The sequence below is a fragment of the Aeribacillus sp. FSL K6-3256 genome, from assembly GCF_037965805.1.
GTDB classification, from domain to species: domain Bacteria; phylum Bacillota; class Bacilli; order Bacillales; family Aeribacillaceae; genus Aeribacillus; species Aeribacillus composti.
The window spans coordinates 336,477-353,318 of sequence record NZ_CP150188.1; the positions used below are offsets into that span (position 1 = coordinate 336,477).

The window sequence follows — 16,842 nt, forward strand, 5'->3', positions numbered from 1 at the left end:
TCTATTTAGATATATTTGTTTTCCAACCGTCTTGAAACTAATGATAATAAATAATTTACAGTAAAATACATGAGAGCAACTAAAATAAAGATCGGAATGACATAGTTGATATTTTTGCCATTAATGATTTGTGCATGATTCATTAATTCTGGTAAAGAGATCACGACAGCAAAAGAAGTATCCTTTAGTAGTGAAATGAATTGACTGACAATTGGCGGAACCATCCGGCGTAAAGCTTGCGGCAGTATAATATACCATAAAGTTTGCAAATAATTTAATCCAGAAGAACGAGCAGCTTCTATTTGACCTTTTTCAATGGAATTTAATCCACCTCGAACAATTTCTGACAACATAGTAGATTCAAAAACTACTAATGCTAAAATGGCAGCGGCCATTTTATCTAATTTTAATCCTATTTCTGGAAGAGCAAAAAACGTAAAGAAAATAATTAATAATAACGGTAAGTTTCGAATCGTTTCCACCCAAACGGCCAGTAGGTGACTAATGACCGGAACTTTTGTGTAACGCAATACACCGATCATGATGCCGAATATAAAACTAAGGGTAATGGATATAAAAGCAACAAGTAGGGTGACAGAAAATCCTTTCAAAAGAAATATGATATGACTGGGTGAATAAGCACCAATAAAATCCATTTTGTTTTCCCCTCCCTCTATAAATTCTCCCAATTCTTTAACACCTATAGATTCTTAACCTCATGTTAGTGGATACAAATTAAATTTATTCAATATATTTACATGGTAGAGGGCTATCCTCTTTATCTATTTTTTGCTAGTCTGCGTTCAAGAAAACTGACACTTAAGCTTAAAGGAATAGTTAACAGCAAGTAAAACATAGCAACAAAAATATATACATCAAATGTTACGAATGTTTCAGAAGATATTAAATCACCGAAATACATGAGATCTAAGCCAGCAATTACACCGAGTACAGACGAGTTTTTCACAAGATTAAGAAATTGATTTCCTAATGGAGGGATAACAATTTTAATTGCTTGTGGCAAAATAATATACCACATCGTTTGTACGTATGTTAAACCGGAAGAACGGGCAGCTTCCATTTGACCTTTCGGTACTGCTTGAATACCTGCACGTATCGACTCGGCGATAAATGCGGCTGTATAAGTTGTAAGACCTAGTGTTCCTGCCAAAAAAGAATTAATGCGTAACCCCAAAGCGGAAGGAGCGAAAAAGAATACAAATACTATTAACATCAACGGGATGTTTCGGATAAATTCCACATACATCGTGCCAAGCCAATTGAGTGGTCGAAAGGGAGCTATACGGAAAATAGCGATAATTGTTCCTACAACTAAGCTTGCAATCATAGCGAATACACTAGCTTTTATTGTATTAAAAAAGCCTTCTATATACATATCCCAATGATCAATGAGTATGGAAAAATTCAACAAATATAATCACTCCTTTCAGGAAGAAACAGATGAGGGTGAAAAACCGCTCATCTGTTTATTAAATTATTTTTCATTTTTTGGTACGTCTCCGATCCATTTCTCATAAATTTTGTCATATTCACCGTTTTCTTTAATTTCTTTTAAATATTCATTAATTGTATTTACAAATTCTGTATCACCTTTGCGGACAGCAATTCCATAAGGTTCTTCTGTAAATGTTTCATCAACGACTCGGAAATTAGGATCTTGCTTTGCCATTCCTAGTAATAAAGCATTATCTGTTGTCAAAGCATCTCCTTGACCAGCTTTTAAAGCAGTAAAGGCTTCAGCATAATTTTCAAATTCTAATACAGTTGCTTCTGGTGCTTTTTCACGAATATTTTGAGCGGAAGTAGATCCTTTTGCCGTTAAAACGGTTACACCTTTTTTGACGTCAGAAATACCGTTGATTTTGCTGTCTTTCTTCACAAGTAAAGATTGTCCGGCCATAAAATAAACATCTGAAAAATCTACTTCTTTTTTGCGCTCTTCCGATATAGTCATTGTGGCAATGATACAGTCGATATCGCCATTGTTTAAAAGAGGAATTCGGGTTTTAGAAGTTACTTCTTTCAGTTCGATTTTATTTTCATCTCCTAATATTTTTTTAGCTAAACCTTTAGCAATATCGATATCAAACCCTTCCACCTTTCCGGTTTTAGGATCCTTAAGTCCGAAAAGATTTAAATCATATTTTACGCCGACAATCAATTTGTCCCTTTCTTTTATTTTTTCTAACGTATTTTGATTGTCGGAAGAATTTTCTGTTTTTTCTTGTTCTGCAGTAGTATTAGTAGTAGTTTTTCCGCCGCAGGCTGACAAAATAGATATACATAAAATAGAAATTAAAGAAATGGAAAGTATTTTCTTACAGAATGATCGAAAGCTCATATATAACATCCCCCTTCATATTTAATGATTTAATATTCTGTTTAGGAAATTTTTTGCTCTCTCTTCTTTTGGATTGGAGAAAAATTCTTCAGGTGTTGAAACCTCCAATATTTTCCCTTGATCAATAAACACAATTCGGTCTGCAACTTCTCGGGCAAAACCCATTTCGTGTGTTACAACCACCATGGTCATCCCTTCTTTCGCCAGCTTTTTCATGACGTCTAACACTTCTCCGATTGTTTCTGGATCCAGTGCAGAAGTTGGTTCATCAAACAACATGATTTTTGGTTTCATTGCAAGACCACGGGCAATTGCAACACGCTGTTGTTGTCCTCCGGATAGAGAGGATGGATAGGAATTTGCCTTATCAGGTATTCCTACTTTTTCTAAATAGTACATTGCAGTTCTTTCAGCCTCTTCTTTTGCAATTCCTAACACTTTTATAGGAGCCAACGTAATGTTTTGTAGGACGGTTTTGTGAGGATAAAGATGAAAATGTTGAAATACCATCCCGATGTTGCGGCGTAATTTATTTATATCTGTTTTTTTGTCATGAACTTTTACATTATCTACTATTAATTCTCCACTAGAAATTGTTTCAAGCCTGTTAATACAACGAACGAGTGTACTTTTCCCGGATCCTGAAGGACCGATAATGACGACAACTTCCCCTTGTTTAATATGCAGATTGATATTTTGCAGAACATGGAATTTTCCGTAATGTTTATTTACTTCATGGAAAATGATCATTAATCAACCCCCTCCTTTCTATATGTAAATAATTTTTAAAATATTTAACAAATTCTAAATTAATATTAAATTAAATCTACGAAAATCTACAAAAAATTACAAAAACCAAATAAAAAACCTTGTCATATTTTTTTACAAAAGTAGAGAATGGTATAAATGAGTATACTGTTAAAAAATTTTATGTAATGCGGGGCAGATACAATATTTCTGAATGAATTTGGAATTGATAGGGAACCGATTTCCTTTGCGGGAGACTGTCTAGGGGGTCAAATTCTAAAAATATTAACGTTTTTAAACCATAAAAAAGAGGCATCAATAAGCAGTAAACGCAATGAATCTGCCATATATGATTAATTGTTACGTTCTTCGAATTTTCGCTGGAGGGCTTCCTGCGCTTCTGCAAATCTTCACAACTTTTCGTTCTGCCTATTTCTCGCTAAAAGTTTGAAAGGTCAAATATACTGCTTTTTCAGCGGATTCTTAACTGCTTAAACTGTTCATCGGCTTTAGACGTTTCCGAATCTCCTTGATCGCTCGTTGGATGGTATTTATCGTGTACATCACACTTCGATTACTGCTTAGGTTCATGAAGGCGAGACTCAAGATCGGGCTTCTCTTTTAAAATTTACTCAATTATTCCGATGAAAACTGCCGAAACGACTTCCATGCGTTTTCTTTACCCGGAGATCGATTAGACTGATGCCCTTTTGGTGCTAAGATCGAAACTCGGAATTTCAAACGCGAATTTCCCTTTTATAAACATTATACGGGCTCGCTTTAGGAAGCGATCATCAAGACACGGGAAATTAGCATGTGGATGGAAAGTCCCTATTCTCCTGACGATCAGTTGTATGACCAGAAAGAGAAGACATCAAAAATGGCGCAACTGTCCACTATCCAAGCGTTATGCTGTTTTATATTTGGACTACGACGGTTGAAAAAAAGTCATTTATGTAGTGTTAGGAGTAAACGAAAAAGGATATCGCAAAATTTTGGATTTTTTCGTAGGTGGACAAAATTCTGTAAAACCTTTACACAAGAGGTGTCAAGAAGTGCTTTAAGCGTATTCGATGATTGCCAGGACTGGAGGAGCGCTTTATCCGCAAGGCGACGTACAGCGTTGTGTCGTTCACATTGTCTGTCATACTCTTAGCCGTGTAAATTAGAAATAAAAAAGGATCTGGAAATGAAAGCATATGGATTTCGTTTCATATTGGGATGTGTCCACCTGTTCGATTTGATCTCATCCAGCAATCAGTTCTAATTTTTTTTGATTTATCATCATCATTGTGATTTAGAAAAAATGAAAGCATTTACGAAATCCTAAAAAATGATCGCAACAAACATAAATGCTTTATCAATAATATGAAATCGATCGGCTTTTAGGGCCACTTCTTCCCGTATAGATTTGGACGGCGCTTTTTAAGCAAATCGACTTGTGCTTTCTTCTTCTAAACTTTTAAATTGCATGTGTTTTCATACTTCCCGCTGATCGTAAAAACGCATCAAAAAGCCTCTACATTTTGACATTTCTTAAATTTTGCGTATGCCGCTTAATTCCAAAATGTTCATGAAGTTGCCGATAAGGGAGCCTCCTTTCATTTCAAACGAACGATTCACGCTTCAGATCTTCTGAATATGAGTTACATGTTTGATTTTTCACCATAAAAAATCCCCTCTCCGGCAGACTCCTAAGAACACTTTTTTTACTTTCCACCTGGAGGGGATAAAACCACACAGAACCTTCTTTTTTCCCATCCAATGGATCAATGAAAATGATTATGAAAGGAAACGGACAGCGGAATTTGATCTTGGTGTTAACGCTGCTTGTTCAGCGCCGTTCTAAGATTGGCCAACTCGTTTTCAATTTCCGTAAGCTGCTGTTCCGCTTTTTCTATATTTCCTCCGACTGATTCAAGCTTTTCGATGTCCCCTTGAATGCGGATATAGTCAGATTTTAATTCGGCGATTCTTTGTTCAATTTCTTGTTTTGTCATCAATATTCACTCCAATGTATCTGATTTCCTTTTTACCATTTTATCATGAATGTCGGAATGACACCTTACACGATATGAGTGATTCCAACTAAAAATGTATGAGAAGTAACTATTATTTATGAAAGAGTCGAAAATATAATTATTTTTTCCGAAATAAAATAAGGAGAATTTTTGCGCCGTCTCTTTTAAGGGGTTTTTGGAAAAGGAGTAGGAAAAGGAGAATGAAAAATGTTTTGGTGCTGATGGAAAAAAATTTTGACCGAATCTACAAAAACTTTAACGATTTGTGCACAATGTTTGAAGAAAATCATCATTTAGACTACCAATCTTTTGAAACATATCAACAATTACGGAGAAAATTAATAGAAGATGTAAAAGCTCTTGAATATTTTATTGTTGGAACAATGAAATCTAAAGAAAAATAACTTTTCAATTAATAAAGGCTGCTTTGTTGATTTCGTTGCAAAAGATATATGATTTATGAAAAGATAAGTACAAAAAAGAAAAAGAGGAGGCAGGATGAAAAAAATTATAGCGGAAGCATTAAGGGCTGCTGGAGATTTTGGAGTAATCGAAAACATTCGGAAAGTAAGCGGAGGTGATATTAACGAAAGCTATTTTGTACAGACAGAAAACCAAACGTATTTTTTAAAGTACAATTTAGAAGCTCCCGAAGATTTTTTCCGTCTGGAAGCGGAAGGGCTTCAACTGATTAGGGATACTAACACCGTGCGCGTACCGAAGGTGTTTGCTTACTCCGAGAATTCCAACGAGGGATTTTTGATCATGGAATGGGTGAACGGTAAAAAAGATGATAATACAGAAAAGCTGTTAGGCCAAAAGCTGGCAGCTTTACACAAAAGCCATTTTGTATATCACGGATATTCGAAAAACACATATATTGGAACGCTGCCTCAAAGAAACCGCCTTATGTCATCTTGGCTTGAATACTATCGGGACTACCGTTTAAGCGGACAAATGGAAATAGGAATCAAGAAAAATTATATACGTGGTGAACGTGGAAAAAGTTTGGAAACTCTCCTTAATCGCTTGCATGAATGGATTCCAGCAAACGTGGAGGCTTCTCTTTTACACGGCGATTTATGGGGAGGGAATTGGATAGTTGGACCGAATGGGGAACCATTTTTAATTGATCCGTCCGTAATGTATGGAGATCGCCATTTTGAAATTGCCTTTACCGAATTATTTGGCGGCTTTTCCCAAGATTTTTACCGCTCATATGAAGAATATTACCCTCTTTCCGAAAGATATGAGGAAATCAAGCCTTTGTACCAGCTTTATTATTTGCTTGTCCATCTGAATTTGTTTGGGGAATCATATGGTGGAGCAGTAGACCGCATATTAAAAATGTATGTTTAAAAAAGATGAGGACTGAGAACCGTTAGTTTTTTCGGTTTAGACAACTGTTTCCTTTCGTTTTAAGAGCTTGCAGCTCCCTAATTGTGCAAACGATCAAATATTTTCTTCCAGAAAGAAAAGGATAGTTGTCGTCCCTCCCGAAACTCTTATTTAAAAGCCCGCTCTTCTCAAATAAATTTATAAACGAACGTTTTCATTTTCTAATTCAACGGTAATGTCAAAGCTTCGCTGCCCGGCGTATGCGGTTTATTAGCTGAAAGAGGTTGGAATGCTGAACTCAGCATCAAAATGCAAGGACTTGAAGCTGACAGCATTTCTATATTGAAGACAAATGAAACAGGCTTAATAGCTTGCTTGGTCCATTTTGTCTCGGTTGATTCGATTTATCTGAAAAATTCCGCCTCTAAACGCGGATGAAGGCAACCGCATTGCGAGACTGCTGATTTTGGCAATCATATTTATTGTTAAACAAACGTTTGATTAGTAATATAGGTAATTGATAATAATATATGAAGCAAATAAATGTTTCCACAAAATTTTTTATGATAATCTAAAATAAAGGAGTTGATCACATGGCAAAAGTAGCTACTCTTATTACAGACTTGTTCGAAGACAGTGAGTTCACAAGTCCTGCAGAAGCATTTCAATCAGCAGGTCATGAAGTGGTCACAATTGAAAAAGAAGCTGGCAAAAAAGTTAAAGGAAAAAAAGGTGAAGCGGAAGTTAAAATTGACTATTCGATTGATGATGTAAAACCGGACGATTTTGATGCACTTCTTTTGCCGGGAGGTTTCTCGCCGGACATTTTGCGTGCGGATGACCGTTTTGTTTCTTTTGTAAAAGCTATGATGGATGCGAAAAAACCGGTATTTGCTATTTGTCATGGACCTCAGCTGCTAATTTCGGCAAAAGCATTGGAAGGTCGGGATGCAACTGGCTATAAATCAATTCGCGTAGATATGGAGTATGCAGGCGCCAACTATCATGACGAAGAAGTTGTCGTGTGCCAAAACCAATTGGTTACAAGCCGCACACCTGCTGACTTAGAAGCATTTAATAGAGAATCATTGAAGCTTTTGGATAAAGTATCAAAGTAAGCGGAGAGAAATTCAAAATTTTTTGCTGAGTGATTTTGACAAAAACAAACTTCATATATGGCAAAAAGGGGCTGTCCAAAAAGTCAGGGTAACTGACTTTTTGGAGCCCCTCATTTTTTCACTTTTTAAAAAAAATGCACAAAAAAATCGTCCTTTCTAGTAAAATGAAGTTACCACACAACATTACAGAAAGGACGATTTTTTATGAGCAATCAAATGATTACTCGTGAAAATTATAACACACAAATGACACTTCCTCTAGATGGAAAAGAAGAAAAAACTCCTGCCAAAAGAAATTTAGCCCCTACTTTCAAACCATATGACAACCGTCAAGTTCAAATGATTTATGATATTGAATCTCTTATACCCGAACATCACGTGGCACGTGTCGTGGACGAAATGGTGGAGGCGATACCAGATAAACAATTGTTTTCTCATTATAAAGGCGGCGGCAGAAGTTCCTATCATCCCAAAATGATGCTGAAAATCATTCTGTATGCTTATTCTCAAAAGGTTTATTCCTGCCGAGGAATCGAAAAACTCGTTAAAGAAAATATTCCTGCCATGTGGCTTTCAGCGATGCAACAACCAGATTTTCGCACCATTAATGAGTTCCGAGGGGAACGGATGAAAGCTTTCATGGATGAGCTCTTTGAAGTCATGATTCTCAAATTGATAAAAGAACATTACATCACGATGGAAAACTACTTTTTGGATGGCACTAAGATCGAAGCCAATGCCAATAAGTATTCTTTTGTGTGGAAAAAATCCACTTTGAAATTCGAAGAGAAATTAAAAGAAAAAATCCAAGAAACACTAAAGCACATTCATGAATTAACCCAATTAGAAGCCGGAACAGGGCAAAAGGAAAGCGATCAACATACAGAGATCACCGAACAAAACATGGAGGAAATCGCAAAAGAAATAGAAGAAAAAGTTGAAACGCTAACGGAAGAAATCGAAAAGGAGACCGATACATCCATTCGGAAAGAGAAGCGAAAAAAACGCAGTCAATTAAAGAAATCGGTGAAACAAATTCGTGAAGATTTCCTGCCCCGAATGGCAAGATACAAGGAACAAAAGGAAATGTTCGGTGACCGTAACAGCTACTCGAAAACAGACAAAGACGCAACCTTCATGCGCATGAAAGAAGACCATATGAAAAACGGTCAGCTCAAGCCCGGATACAACGTGCAAATGGGGACAGAGAATCAGTTTATCTTGTTTTATACCATTCATCAACGACCGACCGATACACGTTGCTTTATCCCACATATGGAGAAGCTAGCCTCCAGTTCATTACCGATGCCCAAAACGGTCATTGCGGATGCAGGCTATGGTAGTGAAGAAAACTATGTATATGCAGTTGGTGATGAGAAAGAGCCCCGTTTTGAGTTTCTAATTCCTTATGGGAGCTATGTAAAAGAACAAACACGTACATACAAAAAAGACATTAAAAATGCCAAAAACTGGACCTATTGTGAAGAGGATGATTGTTTTATTTGCCCGAATGGAAGGAGAGTAACGTTTAAAAAATACCAAAACAAAAAGAATCCATCTGGCTATGAACAAAGCTTCAAAATATACGAATGTGAAGATTGTACCGATTGCCCATTGAAAGCGAAATGCACAAAAGCGAAGGGAAATCGTCAAGTTCACTGGAATCCCATCTTCGAAGAAATGAAAGCAAAGGCCAAAACAGCCCTTGAATGTGAAGAGAAAGCCGCCATCTACGCTCGACGCAAAGTCGAGGCAGAAAGTGTGTTCGGTCACATCAAGGGCAATCGGTCGTTCCGCAGATTTTCTTTGCGGGGCCTCGACAAGGTACATGTTGAGTTTGGGATTGTGGCATTAGCCCACAACATACTGAAAGTAGCCGGCATCCGCCAGCTACTTTCAGATAAAAATCGAAAAAATATAAAAGCAAGTGGAGAGAAACGAATTGTTTTTCTCCACTTGCTTCATTTTAGGGACTTATCGGACAGCCCCTTTTTATCATGCAGCAAGACTTTATTATAGAACATCTTTCATCAAACGTTTAATCATAGGTGCCATGAAGAATAAAATAAGGCCAAGAATAATTGAAACCATGCCGATAATGCCAAAATAAACAATTTCTGTTTCAACTGTGTAGTATTTTACAAGCTGGGCATTAATGGCTTGAGCGGCTGCACTAGTTAAAAACCATAGGCTCATTGTTTGCGCTGAAAAAGCCGCTGGAGCAAGCTTTGTAGTTGCTGAAAGTCCTACTGGGGACAAGCACAGCTCTCCGATTACAACAAGGAAGAAGCTTAGTACGAGCCATAAAGGGCTAACTAATGACTCAGTACCGTTTACATAAGCAGGAATGATCATAACTAGAAAAGATAGACCGCCAAAAATAAGTCCGAATGCAAACTTGCTCGGTGTTGATGGCTGACGCTTTCCAAGCTTCACCCAAAACCATGCAAAAATCGGCGCCAAAAAGATGATAAATAAAGGGTTCAACGATTGAAACCATGATGATTGCAGTTCAAGTCCTGCATAGGATAATTGGGTGCGCTTATCTGCATAAGTGGCTAAAATAATAGCTCCCTGTTCTTGAATAGCCCAAAAAACTACTGCGGCAATAAAGAGCGGAATGTAAGCAATTACACGCGAACACTCCACTTCTGTTGTTTTAGGACTCCGGTACATAAATATAAAATAACATGCAGGTATTACAATTCCGAGGATGCTGACAATCATAGTAAAGCTATTTATAGTCAAAAGTCCTGCAGGGATGGTGACAGCTAAAAAGGCGATAATTACTAAAGCGCCGATGCCGAAAATAGTGAATACTTTTTTTCGTTCTTCTGGTTGTAACGGGTTAGGCACCTGTGTTCCGGCGAGACCAAGGTTTTTCTTTTTTGTTAGGACAAACGTCAAAAGTCCGAAAAACATACCAATAGCAGCAAGAGCAAAACCAAGATGGAAATTATATCCTTGTCCTAAAGTTCCAACAATAATGGGAGCTAAAAATCCACCTAAATTAATACCCATGTAAAAAATACTAAACCCTGAATCGCGGCGGGCATCGTTATCTGCATAAAGATCGCCGACAACACTTGATACATTCGGCTTTAAAAGTCCAGTACCAAGAACAATCAGCGTCATGGAAATGAATAAAGCTTCAATATTTCCAGGGAAGGATAAGACGATATGACCGAGCATGATTAAAATTCCGCCGTAAAAAACAGTTTTGCTTGTCCCTAACAGGCGGTCTGCAATCCATCCTCCAATTGTTCCCGACATATACACGAGAGAACCGTAGATCGCCATAATCGATGCAGCGGTAGCTTCATCTATTCCCAAACCGCCTTTAGAAACTTCATAATACATATAATAAAGAAGTATTGCTCTCATTCCGTAATAGGAAAAACGTTCCCAAAACTCCGTAAAAAACAGCGTAAATAATCCTTTTGGATGTCCAAAAAAACCTTTTTGCGGAAGGCTTTGGACAATCTGCTCCTTTGTTATCATAAAAAATAAACCTCCATTATTTTTATATAATTTTTAAGATGTTTTGAATTGTCCGAAAATAAAAAAATAACCGTCCTACCGCTCTTTAAATAATATTTTAATATAATTAAAACGTCAACTGTTAAATGCATAAAATTATATACATATAATATTTGGAACAGTTGTAAGTTAGGGAATTTTTAAAAAAAGGGGAGGATACAATATGAAATGGGGGATTGGAAAAAGAAAAAATCGGTTCCCATATAGGTTAAACCGATTTTATCCATGGTCATATTGATTATATTAACGATAAGATTTCTTTCTATTTATTTCCTCTGCTATCAATTGATACGATTTTGTGCGTTCTTCATAGCTTCCAGTTATTGTTATGATCATCATTTCATCTGCTTCATACCAATTTTTTAATTCATATAAACGGTGAACGACAAATGTTGGATCGCCAATGATCATATTCTTTTGAAACTGTTGAAATTCATCTGAATTCAGCAATTGCTGCTTTGCTTCTTCTTTTAATGGAAAATCAAGTGTTTTTCCTTTATGATGCTGAAGATTCCATAAAAAGCTGCTGAAGGCAATTTGCTCCGCTTTTTCGCTAGTTTCAGCGCATATTGCCGAGACTGTGACAATTGTCTTTGGCTGCTGTTTTCTTTTTTTCTGGAACTGATTTTTATATGTTTGAATAATTTGCCGCCCGTCTTCATTGCTCATAAATTGGCCAAATGCATAGGAAATGCCGTTTTCAGCTGCTAAAAAGGCGCTCTTTATGCTTGTGCCAAGGATCCAAGGTTCAGGAGGAATATTTGGCAAAGGAGAGGCTGAGATGCTCGAAAATAATTCATTTTTTGGATAGTCATTATATAAAAAATGAAGCAGCTCTTGAACGGTTTTCGGCATGTTTTTTACATTTTCGAGATAATTGCCGGATAACGCAATGCTTGATTGAGCGTCTCCTCCGGGAGCCCGCCCGATCCCAAGATCAATGCGGTTAGGAAATAATGTTGCCAGCATATTAAACATTTCCGCAACTTTATACGGCTTATAGTGGGGGAGAAGCGTTGCGCCTGACCCGATGCGAATCGATTTTGTTTTTGCCCCTATAACTGGGAGCATAATTTCTGGAGCGGAGCAGGCAAGTCCAGAAAGATTGTGATGCTCCGCAATCCAGTAGCGGGTATAGCCTAGTTTTTCCGCCAATACGGCCAGTTGAATGGATTGCTCCAACGCCTCTTTTGCTGTTGAGTTGTTCAAAATCGGTGCTTGGTCTAAAATGCTAACCTGCATTATTCGCCAACCTTTCTTCGTATATTAAAAATTTTTTAATGCTTCGCGAATCGGGGTGTTTCCTGAGACTAGGTCAAATGAGCGGCGAAAAGTGTTTTTCTCCGTTATTGATGCAAAAATAACCGAAGCCACATCTTCTCTTGGAATGGCGGCTCTTTCAAGATTTTCGGCAATTTTTATTTCTCCGGTTCCTTTCTCATCCAATAGCGCCCCCGGCCGGACAATTGTATAGTTTAAACGGCTTTGGACAAGGAAACGGTCGGCATAATGCTTGGCAACATAATAATGTTTAATCTTTTCGTTCCAATTTTGTCTATTATGGGCTTGCAAAGCGCTGACCATTATAAACCGTTGAACGCCTGTCTTTTCTGCTGCTTCAATTGTTTTTACGGCACCGTCTAGATCTACTAAAAGAGTTTTATCTGCACCTGTATGTCCGCCTGAACCTGCGGTAAAGACGATCCCTTCCGCACCTTTGATCGCCTCTGCAATCTGATCGACTGTGCCTTCCAAATCAGCTAAAACCGTCTTGACTCCGATCGAGTCAAAATATTCTTTTTGGTTTTCGTTGCGGATCATTGCTTTCACTGTGTGCTCGTTGCTTTCTTTTAATAACTGAACAAGAATTTTTCCGATTTTTCCATTGGCGCCAACTACAACAATTTCCATAAACGGACTCTCCTTTCAAACATCGTTTATTAACATTATTCCAGAAGCTGGCTGTTTTCTCAAATGATCGATACATGGTATGTGGTTGATTTTCCCATCGATGGGGATTAGTATATTAATAATTGACTTTTAAGATGTTCAAGGGGGTAAAGGAGGGGTGAGTATGGAACGCTATACGGTAAGGGCAGAAAAAGAAATTTCTATTAAAAAAATGCTCTTGATAGTTGGAATAATCTTTGCTGCTTTTAATTTGCGTCCTGCTATTACTTCGGTCGGACCGCTCATCGGTTATATTCGTGAAGATCTCGGAATCTCCAACGGGGTTGCGGGTTTACTAACGACTATCCCGTTAATCGTTTTTGCGGTTCTTTCGCCATTAGCTCCGAAATTTGCAAGCCGATACGGAAATGAAACGGCGATTTTTGCCGGGTTAGTCGTGCTTCTTGCAGGAATGATTATTCGAACATTCGGAGCGATGATCGGTCTGCTTTTAGGAACTGTATTGATTGGAGTAGGCATTGCCATTGGAAATGTGCTTCTTCCGGGTATTGTAAAAGAACGGTTCCCGGATAAAATCGGACTGATGACAAGCGTTTATTCAACAGCTATGGGTATGCTTGCAGGGATCGCTTCCGGTTTAGCAATTCCGTTGTCGGAAGGATTAAAATTTGGATGGAAAAATGCCTTATTATTTTGGGCAATTTTAGCAATTGTGGCGATATGTTTATGGTTTCCATTAATTAGTGGAAAACAGAGATCCGCAAAACCGCCAATTGAACATATTTCAAATGGTTTTTTGCTCCGGTCGCCGCTGGCATGGCAAGTCACATTTTTTATGGGTCTTCAATCGTTCTTATTTTATAGTATGGTTGCATGGCTTCCTGAAATTTTGCAGGCGGACGGATTAAGTGCTTCAACAGCTGGTTGGATGCTGTTTCTTGTGCAAATTGCTGGCTTGCCGGCAACATTTGTCGCTCCGGCACTGTCGGACAAATATGCAGATCAAAGGCGAATTGTAGCGGTTTTAGGAGCTATTTATTTAGCAGGTCTCGTTGGATTATTGTATGGCGGGCCTCTTTTACTGATTGTCTTTTGGATTATTTTAATCGGTATTGGACAAGGGGCAAGCATTGGGCTCGTATTAGCGCTATTTGGTTTAAGAACAAGAAGCTCCGAGCAAGCTTCCGCTTTATCGGGAATGGCGCAATCAATTGGTTATTTGCTTGCTGCTTTTGGGCCCATTTTAATTGGCGTTTTGTATGACAAAACTCATTCGTGGGTGGCGCCCATTTTATTGTTTATTGCTGTCTGTGTTTTGATGATCATTGCTGGTTTGAATGCCGGACGAAATAAGTATGTGTAAAAAAAACTAAATAAAAAGACGGGGCAGTTCAAAGTCGTTTTTCCGGCTTATTGACTGCCCCTTTTAATGTTTTAGAAACGTTGATATATCGGTGTTTATGATTGTTTGTTTTCAATGGGGATTTGACTTTTTGGACAACCCCAAGCTTTTTATTGTATTTGGAAGGTTCCATTTGATAAATGAATGTTCACATCGGCGATGGATGCAATTGTTAAATCGTGCGTCACCATGATGACGCATTTTCCCTCTTGATGTGCTAAATCTTGAAAAATGCGGACGATTTCTTTAGATGTTTGCTCATCCAAGTTTCCTGTTGGTTCATCCGCGACAATTAACTGCGATTCGCAGCAAAGAGCGCGGGCAATGGAAACTCTTTGCTGTTGTCCTCCGCTTAGTGTCAGTACTTTTTGCTTTGCTTGGTCCTGCGAAATCCCCATTTGTTCTAATGTTTTTAGTGCAATTTGTTTATATGGCTTTTTAGAGGATTTCGTTATTTCCATTGCCGCAACGACGTTTTGCAATGCTGTCATATAAGGAAGCAGGTTGTATGATTGAAAGACGATTGAGACGTATTGATTGCGAAATTTGGAATAGCCGATTTTTTTTAAATCCTTGCCCTCGTATAAAATAGACCCTTCTTTTGGAGAATCAAGAGCACCGGCAAGAGCTAAAAATGTGGATTTTCCCGCACCGCTTGGACCAGTAATTGTGTAAAATGTACCTTTTTCAAAATCAATATTGATCTTTTTTAAGATTTCTACTTTTTTCTGATCTCTGCTATACCAATAGCTAACATCTTGAAATTTCAACAATGCACTCATTTGATCCCCTTCTTTTCTTAGTCTTGTTTAGTTAAAATCACCTTCGGATGCAGCCGCAAAACGGACAGCGATGGAATAAATGATGATAAAACGGCAATTAACATTCCGATAGACGACAGCATGCCTAAATCTTTCGGTGTTATTGCGATTTCTAAGTCATCAATTGTTTCCACGTTAGCTGCTTGCCCTCTCATTCCTACACTGCCTCCCATACCTGGTCGAAAGGATGGAGGTGTATTCATCTGCTCTTGCTGGGCCAGCTCTTGCGCTAATAATTGATCGCTGATCTTGCCGGCCACCACATTTCCGCATGCGCTTGAAATTCCGATGGCGAGAACGGCTACAATCAATATTTCTGCGACAAATTGACCGATGAGCTTCCATCTTTTCTCCCCAAGAGAAAGAAGAACACCCATCTCGTATTTCCGTTCGCGGATTGACAGCATGACAATCAGTCCAAGAATGACAGCCCCTGAAATCGTCACTAAGTAAACGACATTTTTTGAAAATGACGCGACATTGTTGATTGGTCCGACCATTTGATTGTATAGCTGATCATTTGCATCAAGCTTGAATGTATCGAAGTCTATGCTCGAATTTTTCTTCGCTTTTTGAATAAACGAGTCTATTTCCGCGGGATCTTTCATGTAAAAAACAGCGCGGTCAATGGTATTTTCATAGTCTTCACCTTTCAGTGTGTTCGCGACAGTATATGGAACGTACAATTTGTTGTAAGGGTTCATAAAAGAAAAATTCATTCCTTGATCTTGTTCGTTTGTGGTTGTCTCATAAATGCCAATGATTTTTAATTCAATCGTTTTTTCCTCTTCATTGGCACCTTTTACCGTAATCGTATCACCGACAGTTAAGTCGTTTTCATCCGCCAATGTTTTTTCGATGACCACAACATTTTTTCCTAATGATTGATCGGTAATATGTTCACCTTCTACCAATGTAGAATCTCCGTTCATAAATTCTTCGACAGCATCAGTAAAAACGACGCCTTGCAGACTGACATCAGATTGAAACATTGGATTTCCATTTTCCCCAAAGGGACCTCTGTTTTCTGTTTCCTCATCCGAATCACTTGTGTCTTCATTTTCAATTGGATCAAAGTCTTCAGCAATTCCGTTTGTCGACGAATATAAGTTATAACCTTTTACTTCTGAGTATGTAGATAATTCTTCTGCCGATTTTACCGGAATGGGTTCAAGCTGAAACCTCGTCCGTTCACCTTCCGATTGCTGCTGATTCCGCATTTTTTCCATATCCATCTGCAAGGTCACTTCTCCTCCCAGCTTTTCCTTCGCTAAATCACTGGCTTTCTTTGCTGCACTTTCGATCGCCAGACCGGAAAGGACAAGTAAGCAAATGATGGTGAAAATAAACAGTTGTAAAAGGCTCTTTCCTTTTCTAGCCCATACGCTTAACAACGACCTTTTAAAAAAATTCATCTAATCTTACCTCCTTCGTGATTGTCAACGATAAGCATATTGGAAACATATGAACAATTTATGAAAAATCTATGTTCGAAAGTTTAATTTTTTAAAAGAGAAGTTGAAGTAGTTGCTTCCCTTTCTTTACTCGTTTATCTTGAAAATAAGAGTTGTTTTAGCGGGAG

15 protein-coding genes and 1 pseudogene are annotated in these 16,842 nt (G+C 38.0%); 5 read left to right on the forward strand and 11 right to left on the reverse strand.

The window, feature by feature from the left end:
* Positions 1–5: 5 nt before the first annotated feature.
* The 6 genes and pseudogenes from NSQ84_RS01705 to NSQ84_RS01730 form a co-directional block, all read right to left on the reverse strand.
* Positions 6–656: an amino acid ABC transporter permease gene (locus NSQ84_RS01705; RefSeq protein ID WP_066247189.1), complete on the reverse strand. Its 651-nt coding sequence runs from the start codon at positions 654–656 to the stop codon at positions 6–8.
* A 122-nt stretch (positions 657–778) separates the two neighbouring features.
* Positions 779–1,432, reverse strand: coding sequence for an amino acid ABC transporter permease (locus NSQ84_RS01710; RefSeq protein ID WP_066247119.1), 654 nt, complete (start codon positions 1,430–1,432; stop codon positions 779–781).
* 63 nt (positions 1,433–1,495) lie between these two features.
* Positions 1,496–2,362, reverse strand: a complete 867-nt coding sequence (locus tag NSQ84_RS01715; protein ID WP_066247116.1) for a glutamate ABC transporter substrate-binding protein — start codon at positions 2,360–2,362, stop codon at positions 1,496–1,498.
* Between the two features lie 21 nt (positions 2,363–2,383).
* Positions 2,384–3,112, reverse strand: coding sequence for an amino acid ABC transporter ATP-binding protein (locus NSQ84_RS01720; RefSeq protein WP_066247113.1), 729 nt, complete (start codon positions 3,110–3,112; stop codon positions 2,384–2,386).
* A 407-nt stretch (positions 3,113–3,519) separates the two neighbouring features.
* A pseudogene (locus tag NSQ84_RS01725) lies at positions 3,520–3,802 on the reverse strand (IS256 family transposase); the annotation flags it as partial.
* A gap of 1,127 nt (positions 3,803–4,929) precedes the next feature.
* Complete coding sequence (locus tag NSQ84_RS01730; RefSeq protein WP_063388738.1) at positions 4,930–5,109, reverse strand: SE1832 family protein; 180 nt, start codon at positions 5,107–5,109, stop codon at positions 4,930–4,932.
* Positions 5,110–5,330: 221 nt separating this feature from the next.
* Between NSQ84_RS01730 and NSQ84_RS01735 the strand changes: the two genes are divergently transcribed.
* The 4 genes from NSQ84_RS01735 to NSQ84_RS01750 all read left to right on the forward strand — a co-directional run bounded on the left by NSQ84_RS01735 (position 5,331) and on the right by NSQ84_RS01750 (position 9,605).
* Positions 5,331–5,534: a hypothetical protein gene (locus NSQ84_RS01735; RefSeq protein WP_063388739.1), complete on the forward strand. Its 204-nt coding sequence runs from the start codon at positions 5,331–5,333 to the stop codon at positions 5,532–5,534.
* 94 nt (positions 5,535–5,628) lie between these two features.
* Positions 5,629–6,489, forward strand: coding sequence for a fructosamine kinase family protein (locus tag NSQ84_RS01740; protein ID WP_066247112.1), 861 nt, complete (start codon positions 5,629–5,631; stop codon positions 6,487–6,489).
* Between the two features lie 572 nt (positions 6,490–7,061).
* Positions 7,062–7,586, forward strand: coding sequence for a type 1 glutamine amidotransferase domain-containing protein (locus NSQ84_RS01745; protein WP_066247109.1), 525 nt, complete (start codon positions 7,062–7,064; stop codon positions 7,584–7,586).
* A 204-nt stretch (positions 7,587–7,790) separates the two neighbouring features.
* Positions 7,791–9,605, forward strand: coding sequence for an IS1182 family transposase (locus NSQ84_RS01750; protein ID WP_339212184.1), 1,815 nt, complete (start codon positions 7,791–7,793; stop codon positions 9,603–9,605).
* On the opposite strand, the gene NSQ84_RS01755 is transcribed toward NSQ84_RS01750, so the two are convergent.
* The 3 genes from NSQ84_RS01755 to NSQ84_RS01765 all read right to left on the reverse strand — a co-directional run bounded on the left by NSQ84_RS01755 (position 9,600) and on the right by NSQ84_RS01765 (position 13,037).
* Positions 9,600–11,087, reverse strand: coding sequence for a peptide MFS transporter (locus NSQ84_RS01755; protein ID WP_066247108.1), 1,488 nt, complete (start codon positions 11,085–11,087; stop codon positions 9,600–9,602). The two genes, NSQ84_RS01750 and NSQ84_RS01755, sit on opposite strands and share 6 nt — an antisense overlap.
* A 282-nt stretch (positions 11,088–11,369) precedes the next feature.
* Positions 11,370–12,368: an LLM class flavin-dependent oxidoreductase gene (locus NSQ84_RS01760; RefSeq protein ID WP_063388743.1), complete on the reverse strand. Its 999-nt coding sequence runs from the start codon at positions 12,366–12,368 to the stop codon at positions 11,370–11,372.
* A gap of 24 nt (positions 12,369–12,392) precedes the next feature.
* Positions 12,393–13,037 carry an SDR family oxidoreductase gene (locus tag NSQ84_RS01765; RefSeq protein WP_063388744.1) on the reverse strand — a complete coding sequence of 215 codons (645 nt, stop codon included), beginning with the start codon at positions 13,035–13,037 and terminating at the stop codon, positions 12,393–12,395.
* 163 nt (positions 13,038–13,200) lie between these two features.
* Between NSQ84_RS01765 and NSQ84_RS01770 the strand changes: the two genes are divergently transcribed.
* On the forward strand, positions 13,201–14,400 hold the full coding sequence (locus NSQ84_RS01770) for an MFS transporter (RefSeq protein ID WP_063388745.1): 1,200 nt from the start codon (positions 13,201–13,203) through the stop codon (positions 14,398–14,400).
* A 149-nt stretch (positions 14,401–14,549) separates the two neighbouring features.
* Here NSQ84_RS01770 and NSQ84_RS01775 read toward each other — a convergent pair whose 3' ends face one another.
* A complete protein-coding gene (locus NSQ84_RS01775; RefSeq protein WP_066247100.1) occupies positions 14,550–15,221 on the reverse strand; it encodes an ABC transporter ATP-binding protein in 672 nt (223 codons plus the stop codon).
* Positions 15,222–15,238: 17 nt separating this feature from the next.
* Complete coding sequence (locus NSQ84_RS01780; protein ID WP_130158680.1) at positions 15,239–16,675, reverse strand: ABC transporter permease; 1,437 nt, start codon at positions 16,673–16,675, stop codon at positions 15,239–15,241.
* Between the last annotated feature and the right edge of the window lie 167 nt (positions 16,676–16,842).

Coding starts and splice junctions, on each gene's coding strand:
- NSQ84_RS01770 (WP_063388745.1), top strand. CDS start 13,201: ATGGAACGCTATACGGTAAGGGCAGAAAAAGAAATTTCTATTAAAAAA.
- NSQ84_RS01730 (WP_063388738.1), bottom strand. CDS start 5,109: ATGACAAAACAAGAAATTGAACAAAGAATCGCCGAATTAAAATCTGAC.
- NSQ84_RS01745 (WP_066247109.1), top strand. CDS start 7,062: ATGGCAAAAGTAGCTACTCTTATTACAGACTTGTTCGAAGACAGTGAG.
- NSQ84_RS01715 (WP_066247116.1), bottom strand. CDS start 2,362: ATGAGCTTTCGATCATTCTGTAAGAAAATACTTTCCATTTCTTTAATT.
- NSQ84_RS01775 (WP_066247100.1), bottom strand. CDS start 15,221: ATGAGTGCATTGTTGAAATTTCAAGATGTTAGCTATTGGTATAGCAGA.
- NSQ84_RS01760 (WP_063388743.1), bottom strand. CDS start 12,368: ATGCAGGTTAGCATTTTAGACCAAGCACCGATTTTGAACAACTCAACA.
- NSQ84_RS01750 (WP_339212184.1), top strand. CDS start 7,791: ATGAGCAATCAAATGATTACTCGTGAAAATTATAACACACAAATGACA.
- NSQ84_RS01755 (WP_066247108.1), bottom strand. CDS start 11,087: ATGATAACAAAGGAGCAGATTGTCCAAAGCCTTCCGCAAAAAGGTTTT.
- NSQ84_RS01740 (WP_066247112.1), top strand. CDS start 5,629: ATGAAAAAAATTATAGCGGAAGCATTAAGGGCTGCTGGAGATTTTGGA.
- NSQ84_RS01780 (WP_130158680.1), bottom strand. CDS start 16,675: ATGAATTTTTTTAAAAGGTCGTTGTTAAGCGTATGGGCTAGAAAAGGA.
- NSQ84_RS01720 (WP_066247113.1), bottom strand. CDS start 3,112: ATGATCATTTTCCATGAAGTAAATAAACATTACGGAAAATTCCATGTT.
- NSQ84_RS01735 (WP_063388739.1), top strand. CDS start 5,331: ATGAAAAATGTTTTGGTGCTGATGGAAAAAAATTTTGACCGAATCTAC.
- NSQ84_RS01765 (WP_063388744.1), bottom strand. CDS start 13,037: ATGGAAATTGTTGTAGTTGGCGCCAATGGAAAAATCGGAAAAATTCTT.
- NSQ84_RS01705 (WP_066247189.1), bottom strand. CDS start 656: ATGGATTTTATTGGTGCTTATTCACCCAGTCATATCATATTTCTTTTG.